27 protein-coding genes are annotated in these 20773 nt (G+C 47.5%); 2 read left to right on the forward strand and 25 right to left on the reverse strand.

Annotated elements, in window-relative coordinates; translation table 11 throughout:
* From IM507_RS20930 to IM507_RS20960, 7 genes are all read right to left on the reverse strand, one after another.
* The coding region (locus tag IM507_RS20930; protein WP_287637689.1) for a DUF2887 domain-containing protein at nt 1-138 on the reverse strand (138 nt) is incomplete at its 3' end.
* Nucleotides 139-166: 28 nt separating this feature from the next.
* Nucleotides 167-3613: a DEAD/DEAH box helicase family protein gene (locus IM507_RS20935; protein WP_123231308.1), complete on the reverse strand. Its 3447-nt coding sequence runs from the start codon at nt 3611-3613 to the stop codon at nt 167-169.
* A gap of 228 nt (nt 3614-3841) precedes the next feature.
* Nucleotides 3842-5023: a restriction endonuclease subunit S gene (locus tag IM507_RS20940; RefSeq protein ID WP_002750885.1), complete on the reverse strand. Its 1182-nt coding sequence runs from the start codon at nt 5021-5023 to the stop codon at nt 3842-3844.
* A gap of 153 nt (nt 5024-5176) precedes the next feature.
* Nucleotides 5177-5524, reverse strand: coding sequence for a HepT-like ribonuclease domain-containing protein (locus tag IM507_RS20945; protein WP_002750886.1), 348 nt, complete (start codon nt 5522-5524; stop codon nt 5177-5179).
* Nucleotides 5508-5816: a nucleotidyltransferase family protein gene (locus IM507_RS20950; protein WP_002750887.1), complete on the reverse strand. Its 309-nt coding sequence runs from the start codon at nt 5814-5816 to the stop codon at nt 5508-5510. Before IM507_RS20950 ends, IM507_RS20945 begins: the two co-directional genes overlap by 17 nt.
* An 89-nt stretch (nt 5817-5905) precedes the next feature.
* Entirely contained in the window at nt 5906-6229 is a 324-nt protein-coding gene (locus IM507_RS20955; RefSeq protein WP_123231309.1) for a nucleotidyltransferase domain-containing protein, read from the reverse strand.
* Between the two features lie 3 nt (nt 6230-6232).
* Nucleotides 6233-7720 (reverse strand): type I restriction-modification system subunit M, encoded by a 1488-nt coding sequence (locus IM507_RS20960; RefSeq protein ID WP_287637683.1) that lies wholly within the window; start codon nt 7718-7720, stop codon nt 6233-6235.
* Nucleotides 7721-8039: 319 nt separating this feature from the next.
* Between IM507_RS20960 and IM507_RS20965 the strand changes: the two genes are divergently transcribed.
* Together IM507_RS20965 and IM507_RS20970 are read left to right on the forward strand one after the other, a co-directional pair.
* Complete coding sequence (locus tag IM507_RS20965) at nt 8040-8231, forward strand: hypothetical protein (RefSeq protein ID WP_002734734.1); 192 nt, start codon at nt 8040-8042, stop codon at nt 8229-8231.
* Nucleotides 8224-8487, forward strand: coding sequence for a type II toxin-antitoxin system RelE family toxin (locus IM507_RS20970; protein ID WP_002733564.1), 264 nt, complete (start codon nt 8224-8226; stop codon nt 8485-8487). Before IM507_RS20965 ends, IM507_RS20970 begins: the two co-directional genes overlap by 8 nt.
* Before the next feature lie 79 nt (nt 8488-8566).
* On the opposite strand, the gene glmS is transcribed toward IM507_RS20970, so the two are convergent.
* The 18 genes from glmS to rplB form a co-directional block, all read right to left on the reverse strand.
* A complete protein-coding gene (gene glmS, locus IM507_RS20975; protein WP_069475529.1) occupies nt 8567-10468 on the reverse strand; it encodes a glutamine--fructose-6-phosphate transaminase (isomerizing) in 1902 nt (633 codons plus the stop codon).
* Nucleotides 10469-11132: 664 nt separating this feature from the next.
* Complete coding sequence (locus IM507_RS20980; protein WP_002777682.1) at nt 11133-11699, reverse strand: adenylate kinase; 567 nt, start codon at nt 11697-11699, stop codon at nt 11133-11135.
* A 70-nt stretch (nt 11700-11769) separates the two neighbouring features.
* A complete protein-coding gene (gene secY, locus IM507_RS20985) occupies nt 11770-13089 on the reverse strand; it encodes a preprotein translocase subunit SecY (RefSeq protein WP_002753894.1) in 1320 nt (439 codons plus the stop codon).
* A 263-nt stretch (nt 13090-13352) separates the two neighbouring features.
* Nucleotides 13353-13796, reverse strand: coding sequence for a 50S ribosomal protein L15 (gene rplO / locus IM507_RS20990; protein ID WP_002731743.1), 444 nt, complete (start codon nt 13794-13796; stop codon nt 13353-13355).
* Nucleotides 13797-13806: 10 nt separating this feature from the next.
* Complete coding sequence (rpsE, locus tag IM507_RS20995; RefSeq protein WP_002733669.1) at nt 13807-14328, reverse strand: 30S ribosomal protein S5; 522 nt, start codon at nt 14326-14328, stop codon at nt 13807-13809.
* A gap of 26 nt (nt 14329-14354) precedes the next feature.
* A complete protein-coding gene (gene rplR / locus IM507_RS21000; RefSeq protein WP_002733383.1) occupies nt 14355-14717 on the reverse strand; it encodes a 50S ribosomal protein L18 in 363 nt (120 codons plus the stop codon).
* Nucleotides 14718-14720: 3 nt separating this feature from the next.
* Nucleotides 14721-15290, reverse strand: a complete 570-nt coding sequence (gene rplF / locus IM507_RS21005; protein ID WP_002733352.1) for a 50S ribosomal protein L6 — start codon at nt 15288-15290, stop codon at nt 14721-14723.
* A 104-nt stretch (nt 15291-15394) separates the two neighbouring features.
* Entirely contained in the window at nt 15395-15796 is a 402-nt protein-coding gene (gene rpsH / locus IM507_RS21010; RefSeq protein ID WP_002734721.1) for a 30S ribosomal protein S8, read from the reverse strand.
* A gap of 237 nt (nt 15797-16033) precedes the next feature.
* Nucleotides 16034-16573 (reverse strand): 50S ribosomal protein L5, encoded by a 540-nt coding sequence (rplE, locus tag IM507_RS21015; protein WP_002734750.1) that lies wholly within the window; start codon nt 16571-16573, stop codon nt 16034-16036.
* Between the two features lie 54 nt (nt 16574-16627).
* Nucleotides 16628-16981, reverse strand: a complete 354-nt coding sequence (gene rplX, locus IM507_RS21020) for a 50S ribosomal protein L24 (RefSeq protein WP_002733835.1) — start codon at nt 16979-16981, stop codon at nt 16628-16630.
* A gap of 72 nt (nt 16982-17053) precedes the next feature.
* Nucleotides 17054-17422, reverse strand: coding sequence for a 50S ribosomal protein L14 (rplN, locus tag IM507_RS21025; protein ID WP_002732358.1), 369 nt, complete (start codon nt 17420-17422; stop codon nt 17054-17056).
* A gap of 20 nt (nt 17423-17442) precedes the next feature.
* Nucleotides 17443-17685, reverse strand: coding sequence for a 30S ribosomal protein S17 (gene rpsQ / locus IM507_RS21030; RefSeq protein WP_002734070.1), 243 nt, complete (start codon nt 17683-17685; stop codon nt 17443-17445).
* A 6-nt stretch (nt 17686-17691) separates the two neighbouring features.
* On the reverse strand, nt 17692-17910 hold the full coding sequence (gene rpmC, locus IM507_RS21035; protein ID WP_002731956.1) for a 50S ribosomal protein L29: 219 nt from the start codon (nt 17908-17910) through the stop codon (nt 17692-17694).
* Nucleotides 17910-18329, reverse strand: a complete 420-nt coding sequence (rplP, locus tag IM507_RS21040) for a 50S ribosomal protein L16 (protein ID WP_002734310.1) — start codon at nt 18327-18329, stop codon at nt 17910-17912. The genes rpmC and rplP overlap by 1 nt, the downstream gene beginning before the upstream one ends.
* 30 nt (nt 18330-18359) lie before the next feature.
* A complete protein-coding gene (gene rpsC, locus IM507_RS21045; protein ID WP_002733683.1) occupies nt 18360-19088 on the reverse strand; it encodes a 30S ribosomal protein S3 in 729 nt (242 codons plus the stop codon).
* 23 nt (nt 19089-19111) lie between these two features.
* The gene (rplV, locus tag IM507_RS21050) at nt 19112-19471 is read right to left on the reverse strand and encodes a 50S ribosomal protein L22 (RefSeq protein ID WP_002734454.1); all 360 of its coding nucleotides are present in this window, start codon (nt 19469-19471) and stop codon (nt 19112-19114) included.
* Between the two features lie 128 nt (nt 19472-19599).
* Entirely contained in the window at nt 19600-19881 is a 282-nt protein-coding gene (rpsS, locus tag IM507_RS21055) for a 30S ribosomal protein S19 (protein ID WP_002732809.1), read from the reverse strand.
* Nucleotides 19882-19911: 30 nt separating this feature from the next.
* The gene (gene rplB / locus IM507_RS21060; protein ID WP_002734317.1) at nt 19912-20745 is read right to left on the reverse strand and encodes a 50S ribosomal protein L2; all 834 of its coding nucleotides are present in this window, start codon (nt 20743-20745) and stop codon (nt 19912-19914) included.
* Between the last annotated feature and the right edge of the window lie 28 nt (nt 20746-20773).

Here is a 20773-nt window from a genome sequence, read left to right on the forward strand (position 1 = left end):
AAGACGAAAAGAAAGTTGTTTGACTTCCACTGAGTCAAAGCGGTAGTTATTGGCTTCGCTGATAGGGAGTTGAATTAATTCAAAGAAGATAGAGGGGAATGATTGAAAGAGTTGATAAAAAATCGTGTCAGTTTTCATGCTTTTATTTCTTCATCCGCGCTTGTTCTTAAACCGCATCAACGGACTGGTTAAACGATCGCACAATCGAGACGATCCGATCAGCTTCCTGATCATTAAACATCCCATCTAGCCCTTCGGGATGGTTATCAGTAAAGGGAGGCTCGTAGAGCGCCCCCGGATTGATAACTCCGTTTTTAGTGAGGATATCGATGATATTTTCGATAAAACGGATTTGATTGGCCGAGAAGTTTGTCCCCTGCAAATAACGGGCAAAAGCTTGTTTAGCCGCTTGGCGTGCCGCTACGCGGATCCCTGCGGGATCAAGTCCGACGATTTCCAGGATCAGGAGCTTGAGGCTTTTTGTCTGGCCAAAGACCTCCTCAAAACGTTGACGGCTCTCAATTTCTGCGGCCGAAAATAGCATCTCCTCTAGGGCAGATAAATCCGTCTCCGTTAGGGGGATATTGCGCCGCAACTTAGCGATCGCAAGGTGATCCTGATGCTGACGGATATAGGCCTCCACTTTCCGGCGATACTGTTCGCGACTAAAACCGGTCTGATGGGTGGGAATATCGACAATCTGCACCTCCCCCATCTCATCGACAAAATCGGTGATCACGATCTGCTGCTTTTGGCGATCGATAAACTTGACCAGATCCCGGACACGCACCCGAATCCCCTCCACCATTGACGGCGTTGCTCTGATCCACCAGCTTTCGTCCTGCACCTCGCGAATAAAGGCCAATTGTCCCTTAATCATCGGGATATCGGGCTTAGTCTCCAGTTGACCGAGAATATCCCGCACTTTGTCCCGCAATCGCTCATAACTACGGTCGGCCTTGAGAATGGCTAATTGCAGTTTCACACAGAGAAGGTCGAATTCCTTGGCCAGGGGATCCTCATTGGGCAGACTATTGGGTAAACCGGCCAAGGAGTCGGCAATGGTGGCCGCGTCCTCCTGACTCAGGTTGTTCCAACGCTGACGCTGACTAAAGGTTTCTACCTGCGGCAAGCGACGACGCACGAGGAAATTATCCCGGGGCATGGTGGCGATGTGTTGATGGAGTGCATCGAGCAAACTCGTGTATAGGTCGCCGGATCGATCGACTTTGTAAGTAGAGGACTGCTCTCTTGCCCTAGGTGTCGCGCTTGGCTTGGAGGGAGCGAGACGGGTTGCCAACTCGAGGCGATGTTTAACTAGGCGACTGGTGAGGCTTTCGGGTATTTTCTGGCTTGTTTCATCGATATCCTGCTCGAAATACTCGAAATTCCCGCAGAGGTCGAAGACCAGAAACTCGGTTTTATGGTTGCCAGACCCAAACAAATCCTGACAGAGACGGGTCCCGCGCCCGATCATCTGATTGAACTTCACCCGGGAGAATACGGGCTTAAAAAAGACCAAATTGACCACTTCCGGCACATCTACGCCGGTATCGAGCATATCCACCGAGACGGCCAAAATCGGTTCTTTGTTGGCTTCGCTGAAGTCATCGAGCAGACTCTGGGCGTAATTGTCGTGACTGTCAATAATTTTGGCGAAATGACCTTTGTAGTGAGGATAGTTAATATCAAAGCGATCGCAGATAAATTGGGCGTGCCGGTGATTACGGGCAAAAATAATCGTTTTACCCAATCGATCGCCACTGTTGACCTTTAGCCCCCGTTGCATCAATAATTCTAACGCTTGATCCACGGTGTCGATATTGAATAACCAGTGATTAAAGGCAGCTGCGTTAATTGCCTGCGGTAGTTCGCCGGTTTCCTCGTCCCGGAACTTCTCCTCGTAGTCTAGCCGCTCCTCCGGGGTTAGCTCACTGTATTTAACCCCAGTACGCAGAAACTTAAACGGTACAGTAACGCCCTTGGGGGGGACAAGGTAGCCATCCCTAACGGCATCATTTAACTCGTAGGCGAAGGTAGGCACGCCCTGGGGTAGCTGGAAAATGCGGTAGGTGTCCCGGTCTATTTCCGAGCGCGGCGTGGCAGTTAGCCCCACCAGCAGGGCATCGAAATAATCGAATATTTCGCCGTATTTCTGATAAATGGAGCGATGGGCCTCATCGACGATCACTAGGTCAAAATAACCCACCCCAAAGATTCGCCCCTCTGCATCCATGCGATCGATGGCGTTGAGCATGGTTTGATAGGTGGAGAAGAGGACGTTAGCCCCCGTCACGTCCTTGCTGCGGGTCAGATCTAGGACGGTAACGCTGGGTAGATGACGCTGAAAGGCTCGATAGGCTTGCTTTAATAGGGCATTGCGATCGGCCAGAAACAGGACTCGGTTTACCCAATTGGCACTCTTGAGCAGTTCCACTAATGCGATCGCCGTTCGGGTTTTACCGGTTCCGGTGGCCATAACCAACAGGGACTTACGGGCGCACTTTTCTTCAAAAGTTTCGGTAATGCGGCGGATGGCTTCTTTCTGGTAGGGACGGCCGACAATATCCTCGTTGATGGCGGTGTCCCTGAGGCGTTTACGGTGGGAACGGCGGAAAATTAGCCGTTCTAGCTCGGTTTTTCGCAGGAAACCGAGGACGGGACGGGGGGGATAGGTGAGATCATCCCAGAGATAGGTTTCATAGCCGTTGCTGTAGAAAATAACGGGGCGTTGGTTGTAGTTTTTTTCTAAGCAGTCGGCGTAGAGTTTGGCCTGATCTTGTCCGATGTCGGCGCTTTTGCTGGTGCGTTTTGCTTCCACGAGGGCGAGGGGTTTGCCGTCATCACCCCATAGTACATAATCGACGAAACCGCGCCCAGTATCCCCCGGCTTTTGGATGGGCATCCCCCACACCTCGAACTCTGTGGCGTTGGGGGCTTTGGTATCCCAGCCGGCCTCTTGGAGTAGTACATCGATCAGGTAGCGGCGGGTGTCGGCTTCGTTGTAGTCGTGCCGGTCAGCGATCGCTCGATTTTGGGCGAGGAGGGCATCCCGTTCGGCCCTAGCGGCCGCGAGTTCGGCCTCGGTTTGGCGCTGTTTTGCTTCGGCCAATTGGCGCAGGGCATCGCTTTGGGACAGGCGTTTTTCCAGGTCTTGCAGTTGTTTGGGAGCGGGGGGTGCGGCCGGGGGTATCTTCTGGCGATCAAAGCTAATATCGCCCAATTTTCGCCCATTCTGCCCATAGTAGCGCACCAGCCAGTAGGTGAGATGAAATAGTTCCTCGATCAGGTGCAGGGAGTCCCGTTCACTGATGGGGCTGGTATGGTGGGCGGCGTTGTTGCCGACTTTGTGGATGGTGCGAATTTTGCCGAAAAGTCCAGGTTTAAGGTTATCTTTAAAGGTTTGCTCGTGGATGAGAGCGCCTAGGCTATTGTCCCGGGGCGGTTGCAGGTAGGGGTCGTTTTCATAGAGCCAGCAGACCATTTGCTCTAGGACAAAACGGGTATAGAAGCAACTGGCCCGGGGGTTGCTGAAGACTAATCCCTCCGCTTGGCTGGCATGATCGTAGATTGTCGGGAATTGATCTCGCAGGAAGGAGAAGTTTGAGTCCATATTGCGCTCCCCAGTCTATAACTTTATTATTCCCAAAGTTTTGGCTATCTCTATATTTTACCTGATTATTGTTTAACAGTTATATAAAAAAACAGCAAGTTCGGTTATTTTATCTAGGGTTTTCCCTAGTGACAGTGTGAGATGATAGGAATCTTGGTTAATTGTCCAACGGTCTTTTTTAATGGTATTTCCCACAAGATTATGGCAGTAATCCGCCGGCTGCCATGGCTACAGTTCCCCCCTAAATGCTCTTTGTAAAAGGGAATTAAAGAGATTTTCGGATTCTTGAGAACAAGATGTTAAACTTTCTTTTGAAGACTGTATTTTGGAGGCTATTTCTAAAAATTCTTTTTGTTTATAGATGGGAGGCACTGGAACAATAAAATCTTTTATCATATTGAGATGCAAATCAGGAACTCCAATACCTTTAATAGATCGATCTGCTTGACGTTTAAGTGCTGGTGTAGCCAATGCTTCTTTCAGAAATTCGGGGAAAATCAAATCTCTTTGGGGTTTAATAAGGCAAACGCTCACATATAGTGAAAATTCACTCTTTACATTCACAAGGGCTGGACGACCATATGTTGCCCCGACCTTTGTGTATAAAATATCGCCCAGATCGGGGTTACATCTTTTCTTATATTTTTTGTGATCTTCTTCGCTGATGAACTTGCAATCATCAAACTTTAATTCGCCCGTTGTAATATCTTTAACAGAAATAAAAGGGACTCCTTGCTCAGTATAATTTGGTCGAGAGTGAACACCATCGGTGATTTTAGTGGTGACTTCCTCTAGTTTCTTTATCTCCCACCCTTTCGGATTAGTAACAGGATCACCGAACATCTCTAGGAAAGTCGATTTTAACAACTCCTCAGTTAACCGTATTGCCTCCTTGCGCTTGCGTCGCACCCCATCCGCTTTATCTAAAATTGCCGCAATTCTTCGCTGTTCTTCGAGGGGTGGGAGCGATACCTTAATCCCTTTAACTATCTCAATATTTAAGTTCTTTACAGTTGAACCAGAAGCAAGACGGGAAAACTCTGCATATATTAGATCAGAACCTAGTAGATGATAAAAATAATCTTGATCAATAACACCTTTTTTATTACTTAAAACAAGCCATCCATCATGAATACAACCAGATGTTTTCATGATATAAGGGTGGCCAAAGCTCATGGAATTCGTAAGTAAAAAATCACCCGGATAGACCATGCGTGAATTCTTAACACCAGTCTTCAAAATGCGCTTTTTAGTGTGTGTAATGTATTTTGAACTATCCGAAGCATCACCAATCATTACCCAGTTTACACCGTCAGGTTCTTCTGTCAGAAAATTCTGAATCGGTCTTGGCGAACCACCACGAGCAATTTCAAAAATATCGCCTAGTGCGACAGATGGCCAATCCTTCATCCCAACATCTCCTTTAATGCGTGTAAAACCTGATCAATCTTATTTTCAAACATAAATCAAACATCCTTTCGGTGGACTAAAGCGGTGGGTTACGACGGATTGTTAGATTGACTTTAACGCCTAGATTGTTGCCGTCTAACCCACCCTACCAGATCATTGACTTTGATGCTCATTGATCAATCGTTCAACTTCCTGATGCAAGCCAGAAATTTGATTGACAATCACATCCCAAACAACCTCATAATCAACTCCAAAATAGACATGGATCAATCTATCTCGCATTCCTGCCATTCCTCTCCAAGGTACCTGCGGGTTTCTTTGCCTAAACTCATCTGGCAAATTTTTAGACGCTTCTCCAATAATCTCCAGACTTCTCACAAAAGCCCTTTTCAGCAGTTCATCCTTGAAAAAAGCATCTTGGGTTAGCCCTTGAGAATGCTCCAAAATAAACGCCGTCTCCTGTAAAATATGTTGCAAATAGTCTTTAGGAGAACGGGACATATTCCACCTCATCGAGAATTCGTTGTCCAAAAAAAGGACTCAGTGACTCAGGTGTAACCAGATCCACACTCCGACCAAACAAGTCCTCCAAAAAGAAACATAAATCCATAAAATTATTAAATGTCTTCATCCCGGGTTGAAACACCACCAAAATATCCACATCGCTCTTCTCTGTCGTCTGCTCTGTCCGAAAAGATCCGAACAAACCACAGCGACTAACTCCCAATCGCCGTAATTCGGCTTGATTTTGCTCTAGCAGACTAATTACCTGTTGCTTTGTCGTTACAGTCATCACATCCCCTCTAAATGCCGACAAATCTTATTTCTCAGCATAAATCAAATATCCTTTCGGTTGAGCAAAACTACCAATGCAATCATCGCTCAAAGCGTAACCCCTTCGCGCCGTATATTGTCAAGAAATGGATTATCTCCGCTCTGGAACTTTGCCGCAGAGATAAAATGACGGGAAACAACCACATTATAATCAAGGCAAAGCCTAGCGATAAATTCACTCGTGCGGTCAATTTCCTGATAAGGATCCACCACACCAGAAAGAATGACCAAAAGATCGATATCAGAATCTTCCCGTCCATCTTCCCGTGCTTGGGAACCGTAAAGGACGATTTTCTGTAATTGGTTTTGATAGAGCAGATGGAAATAATCTTTTATCTCCCGCACAATAACCTCTAGCTGTAGATTTTTCATCTCCTAATCTCCTAACATCTCCTCTAATGCGTCCAAATCCTGACGAATATCAGCCTCTAAAGCCCGTAACTTCTCTAAAATCACCTTCGGCGGCTCATAGCTCACTTCCTCGTACTCTATCTCCTTATAGCGGTTAATTGATAGATCATAAGCATTGGCCTGAATCTCCTCGCGAGGCACAAAAAACGCCTTCCCTTTGCGATTGGTATCCTTAGCGGAGTCGCGTTGCTGCCAACAGCGCAGCAAGTCCGGGATATCATTATCGGCAATCGGTTGGCGCTTATCATCGAGAGAGAAACCATCCGCCACCATGTCATAAAACCAAACGAAGTCAGTCCCCTTTTCCCTTACCCCCAGTTTCGTAAAAATCAGGATTGCGGTAGATACCCCCGCGTAAGGTTTAAACACCCCCGACGGCATCGATATCACCCCCTCTAGCTTATGTTCTTCTACCAAGATGGTGCGGATGTCCTTATGGGCCTTGGACGAGCCAAATAGCACCCCATCCGGCACAATTACCGCACCTTTTCCCCCCGTCTTCAGCAAGCGCAAAAACAGGGCCATGAATAATAACTCGGTTTTAGTGGTGTCGATGATTTTCGATAAATCCTTGGCAATAGTGGACTTCTCCACCGAACCCTTAAACGGTGGATTAGCCAGAATCATGGTAAAACTATCCTCTACCCCGGCGTGATCCTCCGATAGGGAATCCCGGGCCTCGATAATCGGCTGCTCGATACCGTGTAACATCAGGTTCATGCTGCCGATGCGTAACATCGTCCCATCGAAATCAAAACCGTGGAACATTTGGTTATTGAAATGCTCTAGGTTGCCGCGTTCATGGAGCAAACGTCCCCCCTCGCTGTCCTTTAACTCCCGCACATACTCGGCAGCCGCTACTAAAAAGCCTCCTGTGCCACAGGCCGGATCACAGATAACTTCCCGGGGTCCCGGCGCTAATAACTCCACCATCATTTTGATAATATGGCGCGGTGTGCGAAACTGTCCGTTAGTCCCGGCTGTACTCAGTTTCGAGAGCATATACTCGTAAAGGTCGCCTTTGGTGTCCCGATCCTCCATCGGGATTTTTTCAATTTGCTCGATTACTGTCCCCAGCAGCGCCGGAGACGCGATGAGAAAAACCGCGTCCTTCATGTGTTTAGCGTAGGTGCTACCCTTGGACAATTGCCCCAAATCTTTGATAAAGGGAAACGCTTCATCCCGGACAATCTGGAGCATTGTCTCGGCATCATCGATATTTTTGAAGTGGGACCAACGGATATGCTGTTGGCTGGGGGAAAAGGTGGGATTTTCGAGATTTTCGCCTAATCGTTGGGATTTACGCTCCTTAGCTAGTTCTAGGTCATCTAGGCGCTTGATAAATAGTAAATAGGAAATCTGCTCGATTACCGAAAGCGGGTTACTAATGCCGTTATTCCAGAAGGTTGTCCAAAGTTTATCTATTTTGGATTTTAATTCGCCGGTGATCATCGCTGTTTATTTGTTCACTGCTTTTAATATTGCAGTAATATTGTACTGAAAATCGGGGGTTTTCTTGGGTTTTCTGGGTAAAATATATTCTAAGTAGCTGGTTATAATTGAATTAAAGATGGATTTTAGGTTCGATCCCCCCTGCCCCCCTTGATAAGGGGAGTGCCGATCCCCCCTTAGTCCCCCCTTGATAAGGGGGGCATCTGATAATTTTTAACGCCTACCTACTTAAAACTGGCGAGGAGGTGGAACAAACCACAAAGACACAAAGGACACAAAGATTGATCGCTCCTATATAAGTTCAAGTTATCAAACAATTATGAAAGGAATTAACTTTGTGATTAATGAAAAAGGGGAAAAGAAAGCTGTTCTCATTGACTTAGAAGAATGGGGAGAGCTTTGGGAAGACTTTTCTGATATTTTAGTCTCTCGTAGTCGAGAAAATGAATCAGAAATTTCTTGGGATGAATTAAAACAAGAATTAGAAACAGAAAATACATTCGATGAGTAATTATCAAATTCGATTGAAAACCTCTGCGGCTAAAGAATTTAAAAAATTACCTTCTTCGATTAGGCAACGGGTGAGTGACAGTCTTGAGAAATTACAGCAAGATCCCCGTCCCTCTGGTGTTGTAAAACTAAAAGGAGAAGATAAAATGTATCGGCTTCGTGTTGGTGATTACCGCATTGTTTACACAATAGAGGATAATGATAAAATAATAAAGGTTACTAGAATCGGACACCGACAAGATGTTTATCAAGAATAAAAAATTAAAATGCCCATGTAAGCTAAGACGCATTTTAACCGCCTATCCTTAGATTAGCTGAATCTCCCCCAACCGAACCCTATTCCACCGTGACACTTTTGGCTAAATTGCGCGGCTGATCCACGTCTAAACCGCGACGGGCTGCGATATGATAGGAGAGCAATTGTAGGGGAATTACTGTTAAAATTGGCGATAATAATTCCTCAATTTCCGGCACATACAACAAATCATTAAAGACTTTTGGTGCTTCCGTATCGCTGTCAGCAACTACTCCCAATAACCGCGCATCCCTGGCTTTTGCTTCCTGTGCATTGGAGAGAACCTTATCATAAACTACCCCCGGCATCGCAATCGCTACTACGGGAACTTTTGCATCTAAAAGCGCGATTGGTCCGTGTTTCATTTCTCCGGCTGGATAGCCTTCCGCATGAATATAACTGATTTCTTTGAGTTTTAAGGCCCCTTCTAAAGCGATGGGGAAATTAATCCCCCGTCCCAAGAAAATAAAGTCCTGGGTGTCATTAAATTCATGGGCCAATTCTTCGATCGCTTTTTCCTGTGTTTCTAAGACAGTTTCGATCGATCTTGGCAGCGATCGCATTTGATTAATAATTTCCTCGATTCTCTCTAAAGACAGAGTTTGACGACGATAGGATAAATCCAAAGCTAAGAGATAAAAACCCAATAACTGGGCGGTAAAACTCTTAGTTGCCGCCACCCCGATTTCGATCCCCGCTTGGGTATTAATAATCTGATCGACCATTTGTGCTAGGGTACTTTCGGGGCGATTAGTAATCCCGATAATCCGGGCCTGATATTTTTTTTCTAATCCTAAACGACGCTGTTTTTCCGTTTCCAAAGCCGCTAAAGTGTCGGCTGTTTCCCCCGATTGCGTCACCCCGATGGTTAAAGTATTGGGCATCAGGGGGGTGGGTGCATAGCGAAATTCCGAGGCGTACTGTACCCTTGTGGGAATACCCGCCAACTGCTCAATCAAGTATTTACCCACTAAACTAGCGTGCCAACTGGTTCCACAGGCTAAAATCTGAATATGTTCTAAATTATCGTAAATTTCCTCAGAAAAATTAATATTTATCGGGTTGACATTATCCCCATTTTGTGCTGTCCAATGGGGATGCAGATAGGTCCCTAAACAGTCGCGTACCACTCCTGGTTGTTCGTGGATTTCCTTGAGCATGAAGTGACGATAGCCCTGTTTTTCTACGTTGGTCGGACTCCAATCGAGGACTCTGGGGCTTTTACGGACTCTTTTCCCTTCAAAATTATAAATTTCTACTCCCAAGGGTGTTAACCGAGCGATTTCGCCATTATCCAAGGACAGCACTGCCCGGGTATGGGGAACCAAAGCACTAACATCGGAGGCACAGAAAAACTCCCCTTGACCGAAACCGATGATTAAAGGGGCGTGTTGCCGCACGACAATCAATTCATCGGGATAATCGGGACTAATCACCCCTAGGGCAAAAGCACCCTCTAAACGTTCGATCGCCCTTAAAACTGCCTTGAGGAAAGGACTCACCCCTAAGTCTTCTTCATCGGTAGGTTTGGGTAGATAACTGGCGATTAGATGGGGAATAACTTCTGTGTCGGTTTCCGAGTCAAATATACAGCCTTTTTCCTTTAATTCTGTTCTTAATGCCTGAAAATTTTCGACAATGCCATTCTGTACCACTGCCACCCGTTGACTATTATCCGTGTGGGGATGGGCATTACTTTCTATGGGTTTGCCGTGGGTTGCCCAACGGGTGTGACCGATGCCAATTTGGGAGGGATTAACTTCCTGTTCTAATTTTTCTCGCAGATTGTAGAGTTTTCCCTGGGCGCGGACTCGATGTAATTCACCTTCGAGAATTGTGGCAATCCCTGCCGAATCATAACCCCGATATTCTAAACGTTCCAATCCAGCTAGGAGAATATCGATCGCTGTTTGGGTTCCGATATAGCCAACAATTCCGCACATTCTTTCGCTGACCCCATTTAGGCTAAGTCCAATCTATTCTATCGCAAGCGTGGCGCTTGTTTGCTTAGAAGCTCAAGACGCAGGGGCAAGGGTAAAGTTTCCCTTCTAGGAGATTAGGGTGTGGGGTGTGGGGTGTAGGGTGTGGGGTGTGGGGTGTGGGGTGTGGGGTGTGGGGTGTGGGGTGTGGGGTGTAGGGTGTGGGGAGAACAAATATATAGATCACTCAGTAGCACACTTTGTTCTTTTTGTCAAAAAAACTTTCTCTTTGCAACAAAACTACACAATTAATTGATCAACGGGTTGGCTGAAAAAAGGCTCTTTAACTGCCATTTATTGCTGTTGCTGAATAGGTGAGTGTAGATTTAGCAAGGGTTTTCAGGATCAACAGACAGCTAAAAACCCCAAAAAGCACAGAGGAACCCATCATTTCATACTGCGAAATTATACCATAATCGCTGGAAGTATTGCAACCTCGTAAACAAATGAGAATTATTTTCAATAAATTCTTAAGAAAAGATAAATATTGCGAAATGTAAATTTAAATATTCTCAACTATTAAAGCTTGTTTGATATAAAAAACTTATAAAAAGTGGTAATTTTTACTGACTGATCACTGATAACTGATTACTGATAACTGATAACTGATGACTGACTGAGGGAAACTTTACCCAGGAATGACAACTGCTGTTAAAGCGGCAGTAACCGCGTCCATCGGTTGATTACCGTCGATATGGTTAAGAGTCCCCTTTTGACCGTAATAATCTAAAACGGGGGCAGTTTGGTCGATATAAACCTGTAGGCGACGGGCGATCGTTTCTTTAGTATCATCTTGACGACCCCGTTGCATGAGACGCTCAATTAAGACCGTATCTGGTACAGCCAAATTAACCACAAATGTGTAACTATCGGCCAATTCTTCCAGTAATGCGTCTAAAAAGCTCGCCTGTGCCACCGTGCGGGGAAACCCATCAAGAATCCAACCCTTAGCACTGTCAGGCTGTTTTAAACGTTCCTGAATTAAACCTAATAACAACTCATCGGGGACTAATTCGCCCTTTTCCACATAAGCTTGTGCTTGCTGACCAAGTTCTGTCTTCTCTGTAATTGCTTGACGTAAAATTTCACCGGTAGAAATATGGGGAATCGTCAGAGATTCCGCTAATTTTGCCGCTTGGGTCCCTTTTCCCGATCCGGGCGGTCCCAAAAATATCACACCGATCCGTTTGCTCATGGATTAAATATAGGGTTTTAAGGGAAAAAACAACCAGTAACCGCTAAAAGGTCACTGGCTGAATATCTAACTACTGTTTAATCATGCCCTCATAGCGTTGAGAGATGACATAGGTTTGAATTTGTTTCGCCGTATCGATCGCCACCCCCACCAGAATTAACAGGGAAGTTGCCCCCAAACCGCGAAAAGTGGTGACACCGGTGGCGCTTTCTACTACAGTCGGCACAGTAGCCACCAAACTTAAAAAGAGAGCGCCCAAAAGGGTGAGACGATTCAGCACCCCTTCCAGATAATTAGTAGTAGCGGTCCCCGGTCGAATCCCCGGAATACTGGTCCCCATTTTTTTCAGGTTTTGGGACATATCCTTGGGGTTAACGATCAGGGAAGCGTAGAAGAAACTAAAACCGAGAATTAGTAAGCTATAAAAAGCCACATAACCCCAACTATCGGGACGCAGGGCATTAACCAACTGGACTAAAACCTGACCGACCGGGTTATCCGTGGGTAAAGCTTGCACCAATTGAAAAGGTAAGACCAACACTGCCGAGGCGAAAATAATCGGCATTACGCCCCCTTGATTGAGTCGTAGGGGTAGATAACTGGTTCTTTCCCGATAGAGACGACGACCCACTTGACGACGGGCAGAAACAATCGGAATCCGACGGGTTCCCTCCTGAACAAAAACAATGCCGATAATCATCACCAAGAAAACCAGCAAGAGAATCACCACTTGAGCGATCGCTTGTCGGCCACCCTGTTGAGCAAAAGTAATCGTATCACCGAGGGTTTTTGGTAAAACAGCGACAATGTTGACAAAAATCAGCAAAGATGCTCCATTTCCCAGACCGCGTTCCGTAATCAGTTCCGAAATCCACATCACGAACATAGAACCGGCCACTAAAGCGAGAACCGTAGCGGCGATCGAGGGTAAAGTTCCAGCCACAACGCCGTTAGCCACCAATAAACCGAGAGTAATACCGATACTTTGAATAATTGACCAAGCAAAGGCAATATAACGGGTAATTTGGGCAATTTTTCGCCGTCCTGCCTCTCCTTCATTTTTCTGTAAATCTTCCAAAGAAGGAAGGGCCGCGGTGAGTAGTTGCACGATAATTGAGGCGTTGATATAGGGAAGAATGCCGAGGGCAAAAATCCCTAACGTCGATAATCCTCCCCCAGTAAACAGGTCAAGGATTCCCAAAGCGGCGTTACTTTGAATAATTTCTGCTAATCTTGCCCGATCCAAACCGGGGATCGGTACAAACATCCCAAAACGGAGCAGAACCAGTAAACCCAATGTAATCAACAAGCGACCGCGTAAACCGGCCGCTTGTGCCATTTGCATAAACGTTTCCTGTGCCGTGGGAGCCTTATCACGACTGACGACCATTAACAGTTACCTCTAGTGCAGTTTTTTTTATGGGAAAAAGTAATCGAGGGGGAAAACTTTCTCGATTTTTTTAAGATTTCCCCTGTGTTTCTTATGATATAGCAATCCGGTCTTGGGGATTGGGTGTTAGGGTGTGGGGATTGGGTGTTAGGGTGTGGGGTGTGGGGTGTGGGGAGAACAAAGCTGCCCTTTACCTTTTGCCTTTTGCCTTTTGCCTTTTGCCTCCTGTCTCCTGTCTCCTGCCTCCTAATCTGCTGGGAAATTTATATCTCTTCCCAAGTACCTTGAGCGGCGGTAATTTTCTCTTTAGCACTATTGCTAAAAGCGGCGGCCTTCACCTTGAGGGGAACGGTAATTTCACCATCACCCAGAACTTTTAAAGGGCCGTCGTTGCTGGTGAGAATGTTAGCTTTTAGGAGACTTTCCAAGGTAACTTCCGTATTAGCGGGTAAAGAAGCTAATTTTCTCAGATTAACGATCGTGTATTGACGGGGGTTAACCAAAGGAAAATGCTTTAATTTGGGTACCCGACGATAGAGGGGCATTTGTCCCCCCTCAAAACCGGGACGAGTCCCCGTCCCAGAGCGAGATTTTTGTCCGCGCATTCCCAGACCGCAGCTAGCGCCCTGGCCGGCCGAGACACCCCGTCCCACACGACGACGGCGTTTAGTTGACCCCGGTTGGGGGGCGATTTCGTGGAGTTTCATGGTGATTTCTCTATGTGTACAAATGTTCTATAGATACGCCTCGATCCTTAGCAACTTCCGAGAAAGTGCGGAGAGTTTCCAGGGCGTTAACGGCGGCTCTAGCGTTATTGAGGGGGTTATCGCTACCGAGTTGTTTAGCGAGGATATTTTTTACCCCAGCCAATTCTAAAACGGTACGGACAGCACCCCCGGCAATAACCCCAGTCCCCGGAGCAGCCGGACGCATAATCACTTGAGCGCCTCCGGAAGCACCCCGGGTGAGGTGAGTGATAGAACTAGCCTTAGTTAAGGAGACTTCAATTAGTTGTTTTTTGCCATCGGCCACGCCTTTACGGACGGCCCCGATCACATCCCCTGCTTTGCCGACTCCCACTCCCACCTGGCCGTTTTCATTACCGACCACGACGATAGCCCGGAAGCTGAGTTTTTTACCACCCTTAACCACTTTACTAACCCGGCGGATCTGGATAACCCGCTCTTGCCAAGTGGTTTCTTTTTCTTTTTCGCGGTTGCCTTTGCGACGTTTTGCCATAGTTTTATCAGTGTTGAAAGGATATTTTAGAAGTTTAAGCCGGCTGACCGAGCCGCTTCTGCTAAGGCTTTGACGCGACCGTGATAGAGATTGCCACCGCGATCAAAAACCACTTGTTCAATGCCTTTGTCTAGGGCCCGTTGGGCCACCAGTTTACCCACGGCAGCCGATGCTTCTTGGGTAGCGGTGGATGCCAATTCCCCGCGCAAGGTGGCCTCTAGGGTAGAAGCGGCCGCGAGGGTATGTTGGGCCACGTCGTCGATAATTTGGGCGTAGATGTGGTTATTAGAACGAAATACGGATAAACGCGGCCGTTCAGCAGTGCCATTAATTTTGCGACGCACACGCTGGTGACGACGACGGACTGATTCTTTGCGACTAAGTTTCATGGTTTATTTTTTACCTCCTTTACCGCCTTTAGCGCCTTTACCGCCAGCTTTACCAACTTTGCGACGGACAACTTCACCAAGATAGCGAATCCCTTTTCCTTTATAAGGTTCGGGGGGACGAACTTCGCGGATTTTAGCGGCGGTGTTACCGACCGCTTCTTTGTCGATGCCACTGACGATAACTTGGGTGTTGTTTTCTACGGCGACGGAAACACCATCGGGCATCTCCATCTCCACGGGTTTACTGTAACCAACATTAAGAACTAATTTACTACCCTGCGCCTGGGCGCGGTAGCCCACCCCTTGGATATCGAGGCGTTTTTGAAAACCAGTAGCAACTCCTTCCACCATGTTGGCTACTAGAGTTCTACAGAGTCCGTGGCGTTCTCTGGCGGTACGCGAATCGTCTTGACGGGTAACGAGCAGAGTTTCGCCATCTTTATTGATGGCGACGGCGGTGGGTAGGGTTCTCTGGAGAGTTCCTTTAGGTCCTTTCACCGTCACGGTAGCACCATCGATATCGACGGTGACTTTATTGGGAATAGGGATCGGGCGTTTGCCAATACGAGACATAACAGTTATCAGTTATCAGTTATCAGTTATCAGGGAAGAGTTATCAGTGGGTCAGCTATCGGGTTTAAACTGGGAAAGGCTGACGGCTGATAGCTTATCCTTGTTTACCAGATGTAGCAAAGGACTTCGCCGCCAACGTTTTGTTTACGCGCTTCGCGATCGGTCATAATGCCTTTAGAGGTGGAAACAATGGCGATGCCAATGCCACCGAGGACGCGAGGTAAGTCTTTACTGTTGGAATAAACTCGCAGGCCCGGTTTACTGACTCTGGTGAGGGTAGTAATGATCGGTTGACGGTTTTTGCCTTTATATTTGAGGGAAAGAACTAATTGAGATTTAATCCCCTCACCCACTTCCTCAAAGTCAGCAATAAAGCCTTCGTCCTTGAGAACTTGGGCAATACTGCGCGTCATCCGCGTGGTGGGGATTTGAGTAGTGGTCTGCCGAACCGCGCAAGCGTTACGGATGCGGGTCAGCATATCCGAGATGGTATCGTTAGCAGACATGAATTACCTGTTTTTCTCCTAAATTGGGATCAACATCAGTGGTCAGTTATCAGTTATCAGTTATCAGTTATCAGTAGGTCAGTTATCAGATTTGAGTATTAAGTGAGTAGTATTAAATAGCAGGTTCCTGCTGTCTTTTCACTCAATCACTGTTGACTGTTCACTGTTGACTGTTTACTGTTTACTGTTTGCTGTTCACTTATTTACTGGTCACTGTTTACTTTTCTCTTGATTGATTTATCTAAAGGGCATTCCCATCTCTTTGAGGAGGGCGCGTCCTTCTTCGTCGTTTTTAGCGGTGGTGATGATTGAGATGTCCATCCCGCGAATTTGATCGATTTTGTCGTATTCAATTTCAGGGAAGATCAACTGTTCACGAATGCCTAAACTGTAGTTACCACGACCATCAAAACTGTTACCGCTGATACCGCGAAAGTCGCGAATGCGTGGTAAGGCCAGATTAATGAGACGGTCTAAAAAAGCGTACATTCGATCGCCGCGCAATGTCACCATGACACCCACGGGCATTCCTTCGCGAATTTTAAAGCCAGCGATCGCTTTTTTAGCTCTAGTCACTACCGGTTGTTGTCCGGTGATGGTGGACAGTTCCTCCTTGGAAGACTCCAAAGCTTTGGCGTTTTGTGAAGCTTCCCCAAGACCGCGGTTAACAGTAATTTTGATAACTTTAGGTACTTGGTGGATATTGGTATAACCAAATTGTTCTTTCAGTTTAGGAACAATGGTTTCTTGATAGGTGGTTTTTAGTTTTTGGCTCATAGTTTTGCTGCTTGCTTTTCCTGGGCTTGGTCAGGAACTAGAATTGATGGGAAACTAATCGATAATTTCGCCAGTTTTCTTCAGTATCCGCACTTTCCGACCGTCTTCGGTAAAGGTATAACCCACCCGACTGGCGATTTTTTTCTTCTCGGAATAAAGCATCACTTTGGAACTGTGAATCGGTGCTTCGTAGGTAACGATTTGACCCGATTCCCCTTCCTGTTGGGGTTTAGTATGTTTGGTGCGGATATTAACTCCCTTGACCACCACGGTACTTTCTTGGGGTAGAGCGCGTAAAATTTCGCCCACCTTGCCCTTATCGGAACCGGCGATTACTTGAACGACATCCCCTTTTTTAACGTGCATTTTTTGCCTTTGGGGCGGGGTTTGAATGTTTTTCTTACTCATTTTTTTTGACCTCAAAGTGTGAAAAGTTTTAGACTAGCCATCAGCCAATTGCCTTGATACTTTTCACTTTGATCAGAGAACTTCTGGGGCTAAGGAAACAATTTTGGTGTAGTTTTTATCGCGCAATTCCCGAGCGACCGGACCAAAAACCCGCGTACCTTTGGGATTACCGTCATTATTAATAATCACGGCGGCGTTATCATCAAAACGGATGCTCATGCCACTATCGCGACGGACGGTTTGACGGGTCCGCACAATCACCGCAGTGACCACATCGGATTTTTTCACGGGCATATTGGGGATAGCGTCCTTAACCACGGCGATAATTTTGTCACCGATGCCACCGTAGGTACAGTTACCTGTTCCCAGCACCCGCAGACACATTAGTTTCCGCGCCCCGCTATTGTCAGCGACATTTAAGTAGGTTTGTTGTTGAATCACGGTTTTTACCTAGGTGAAATTTAACTATCGGTTAATATTTCCGCCACTTCCCAACGTTTGGTTTTACTGAGGGGGCGGGTTTCACGAATGCGAACTCGATCGCCTTGTTTGGCTTGATTTTCTGCGTCGTGAGCCTTAAACTTCTGGGTTTTTACGACGATTTTGCCGTATTTAGGGTGAGGAGAGCGGTTTTCAATGGCTACCACTACGGTTTTATCCATTTTGTCGCTGACTACTACCCCAACTCTTTCTTTAACTGCCATAGCGGGTTATGCCTCCGGGGTGGACTGGGCTAGTTGGCGCTCCCGTTCTACGGTCAATAATTGGCCGAGACGGTGGCGGGTGTGTTTGAATTCGTGGGTTTTTTCCAAGCGGCGGGTGGCCTGTTGCAAACGCAATTCAAACAGTTTCTTTTTGGCAGCGAGGATAGCGTCGGCGATGTCGTCATCACTCATCTTCCTCACTTCGGCGATTTTCGGTAGAGCCATTAGACAAAATCCTCCTCGCGAGTGATAAATTTGGTCTTAATCGGTAATTTTTGGGCGGCTAGGCGCATTGCTTCCCGGGCCACTGGTTCGGCTACCCCGGCAATTTCAAACATAATGAACCCCGGTTTAACCACGGCCACCCAGAATTCGGGGGAACCTTTCCCAGAACCCATCCGAGTTTCTGCGGCTCGTTGGGTGACGGGTTTATCAGGAAAAACGCGGATCCAGATTTTGCCACCCCGACGGATATAACGAGTCATTGCCCGTCTGGCCGCTTCGATTTGACGGGAAGTAATCCAACAGGGTTCGGTGGCTTGCAGGGCGAAATCGCCGAAATTAATCGTATTTCCGCCGGTGGCCAGTCCGCGCATCCGTCCGCGCTGTTGTTTGCGGAATTTTGTTCTTTTGGGACTTAACATGAGCTATTTACCACTGATAAATATTAGGGATCAGCCTTCGCTAGAGCGATCTTCAAACTGTTGACGACGACGCTGTTGACGGCGCGGTGCTTGAGCGGGAACGGCGGCGGCAATTTCTTCTTGGCCGGGGATAATTTCGCCCTTAAAGATCCAAACTTTCACCCCTAGAATCCCGTAGATGGTGCTGGCGGTTTTATAGGAGTAATCGATATCGGCCCGCAGGGTATGCAGGGGAACTCGTCCTTCCCGCACCCATTCAGTCCGAGCGATTTCTGCCCCGTTGAGACGGCCGCTAACTTGAATTTTGATCCCTTTGACTTCAGCCCTTTGCGCCCGTTGGATAGCTTGCCGCACCACACGACGGAAGGAAACCCGTCTTTCTAGTTGTTGGGCTATGTATTCGGCGATCAGATTGGCATCGGCATCAACGCGAGCCACTTCGATGACGTTAATACGAATTTGACGCTGGCCACCGAGGGCTTTTTGCAAACCTAGGCGCAGCTGTTCGATTCCCGTACCACCACGACCGACGACGACCCCAGGGCGAGCGGTGTGGATGGAAATATCTACTTGATCGGCCTTGCGTTCGATGCGAATATCGGCGATACCGGCATTAGCGAGGTTTTTCTCGACGTATTCACGAATGCGGCGATCTTCTTGCACTAATTCGGGGTAACGTTTCGCGTCGGCATACCAGCAAGATTTGTGATCTTTGATAACGCCGAGACGAAAACCGAGGGGATGGATTTTTTGTCCCATTGTGGTTTTTTTAGTTAAGGTGATTAGTCTTCGAGGCTAGGAGCGACGGCGACGGTGATATGACAGGTGGGTTTGCGAATTTGGTAGGCGCGGCCTTGGGCCCGGGGTCGAAAACGTTTTAGGGTCGGTCCGCCATCGGCAAAGGCTTGGCTAACCACCAAAGTGGCGGGATCGAGTCCTTCGTTATTTTCGGCGTTGGCAACGGCGGAACGCAGGACTTTCAGAATCGGATCACAGGCCCGGTAGGGCATAAATTCGAGAATAATTAGGGCTTCCCGATAGGAGCGACCGCGGATCTGATCGAGTACCCGTCTGACTTTCAGGGGTGACATCCGAATATAGCGGGCGATCGCTTTGACTTCGTTAGAGGTATCGATGGTCATTTCAGTTATCAGTTATCAGTTATCAGTTATCAGTCATCAGCTATCAGCTTTTATTTTTTGAAAATTAGCTAACTTGGTGGTTTATGATCACGACTATCTAGCTGACGACTGAGGGAGTAGCGGCTGATTTATTTCCGTCCTGCTTTTTTGTCGCTCTTGGCGTGGCCACGGAAGGTGCGGGTGGGAGCGAATTCACCGAGTTTATGACCGACCATCTGCTCGGAAACATAGACGGGAACGTGCTGTTTGCCGTTGTGAACGGCGATCGTGTGACCGACCATATCGGGAATGATTGTCGAGGACCGGGACCAAGTTTTAATCACTTGTTTACTGCCCTGGGCGTTGAGTTTTTCGATTTTTTCCATCAGGTGGCCGGCGACAAATGGCCCCTTTTTCAGTGAACGACCCATAATTTTCAGTCAAAAGTAAAGTAATAATTTCTAACCCTGGGTACGACGGCGCACGATGAGATCGCTACTGCGTTTTTTCTTGTTGCGAGTTTTGCGACCGAGGGCGGGTTTACCCCAGGGAGTCATCGGGCCGGAACGTCCGATCGGAGCGCGACCCTCTCCACCTCCATGCGGGTGATCGACTGGGTTCATGACGCTACCCCGAACATGGGGGCGTTGACCGCGGTGACGGGTACGGCCGGCTTTACCGAGACTGATGTTTCTCGCTTCGGCGTTACCGACTTTTCCGATGGTGGCGTAGCATTCACGCCGGATCATGCGTACTTCTTTGGAGGGGAGGCGGATGGTAACGTAATCGCCTTCTTTCGCTACCACTTGGGCGAAACCGCCGGCAGCCCGCACCATTTGACCACCGCGACCAGGAACGAGTTCGATGTTATGAACTTCTGTCCCTAGGGGGATGCGACTTAAGGGTAGGGCATTACCGACCTCGAAGGGAGCGTTTTCTCCGGCGATGACGGTATCACCAACGCCTAAACCGGCGGGGGCGATGATGTAGCGTTTTTCCCCGTCTTTGTAGAAAAGTAGGGCAATGCGGGCGTTACGGTTAGGATCGTACTCGATCGCCGCTACTGTGGCGGGAATATCCCGTTTATCGCGACGAAAATCGATAATCCGGTAGAGGCGCTTATGGCCGCCGCCCCGGTGACGACTGGTGACGACACCGCGATTATTACGCCCTTGTTTGCTGTGTTTGCGATGAGTTAGGGACTTTTCCGGTTCGGTTTTGGTGATCTCCTTAAAGTCGGAGATGGCCGCCTGCCTTGTCCCGGGGGTTAAAGGTCTAAAAGAACGAATACCCATAGTTTAGTTTTCCGTTATCGGGTTTCTT

The sequence above is a fragment of the Microcystis sp. M20BS1 genome (assembly GCF_020245305.1).
Lineage (GTDB): Bacteria > Cyanobacteriota > Cyanobacteriia > Cyanobacteriales > Microcystaceae > Microcystis > Microcystis ichthyoblabe_A.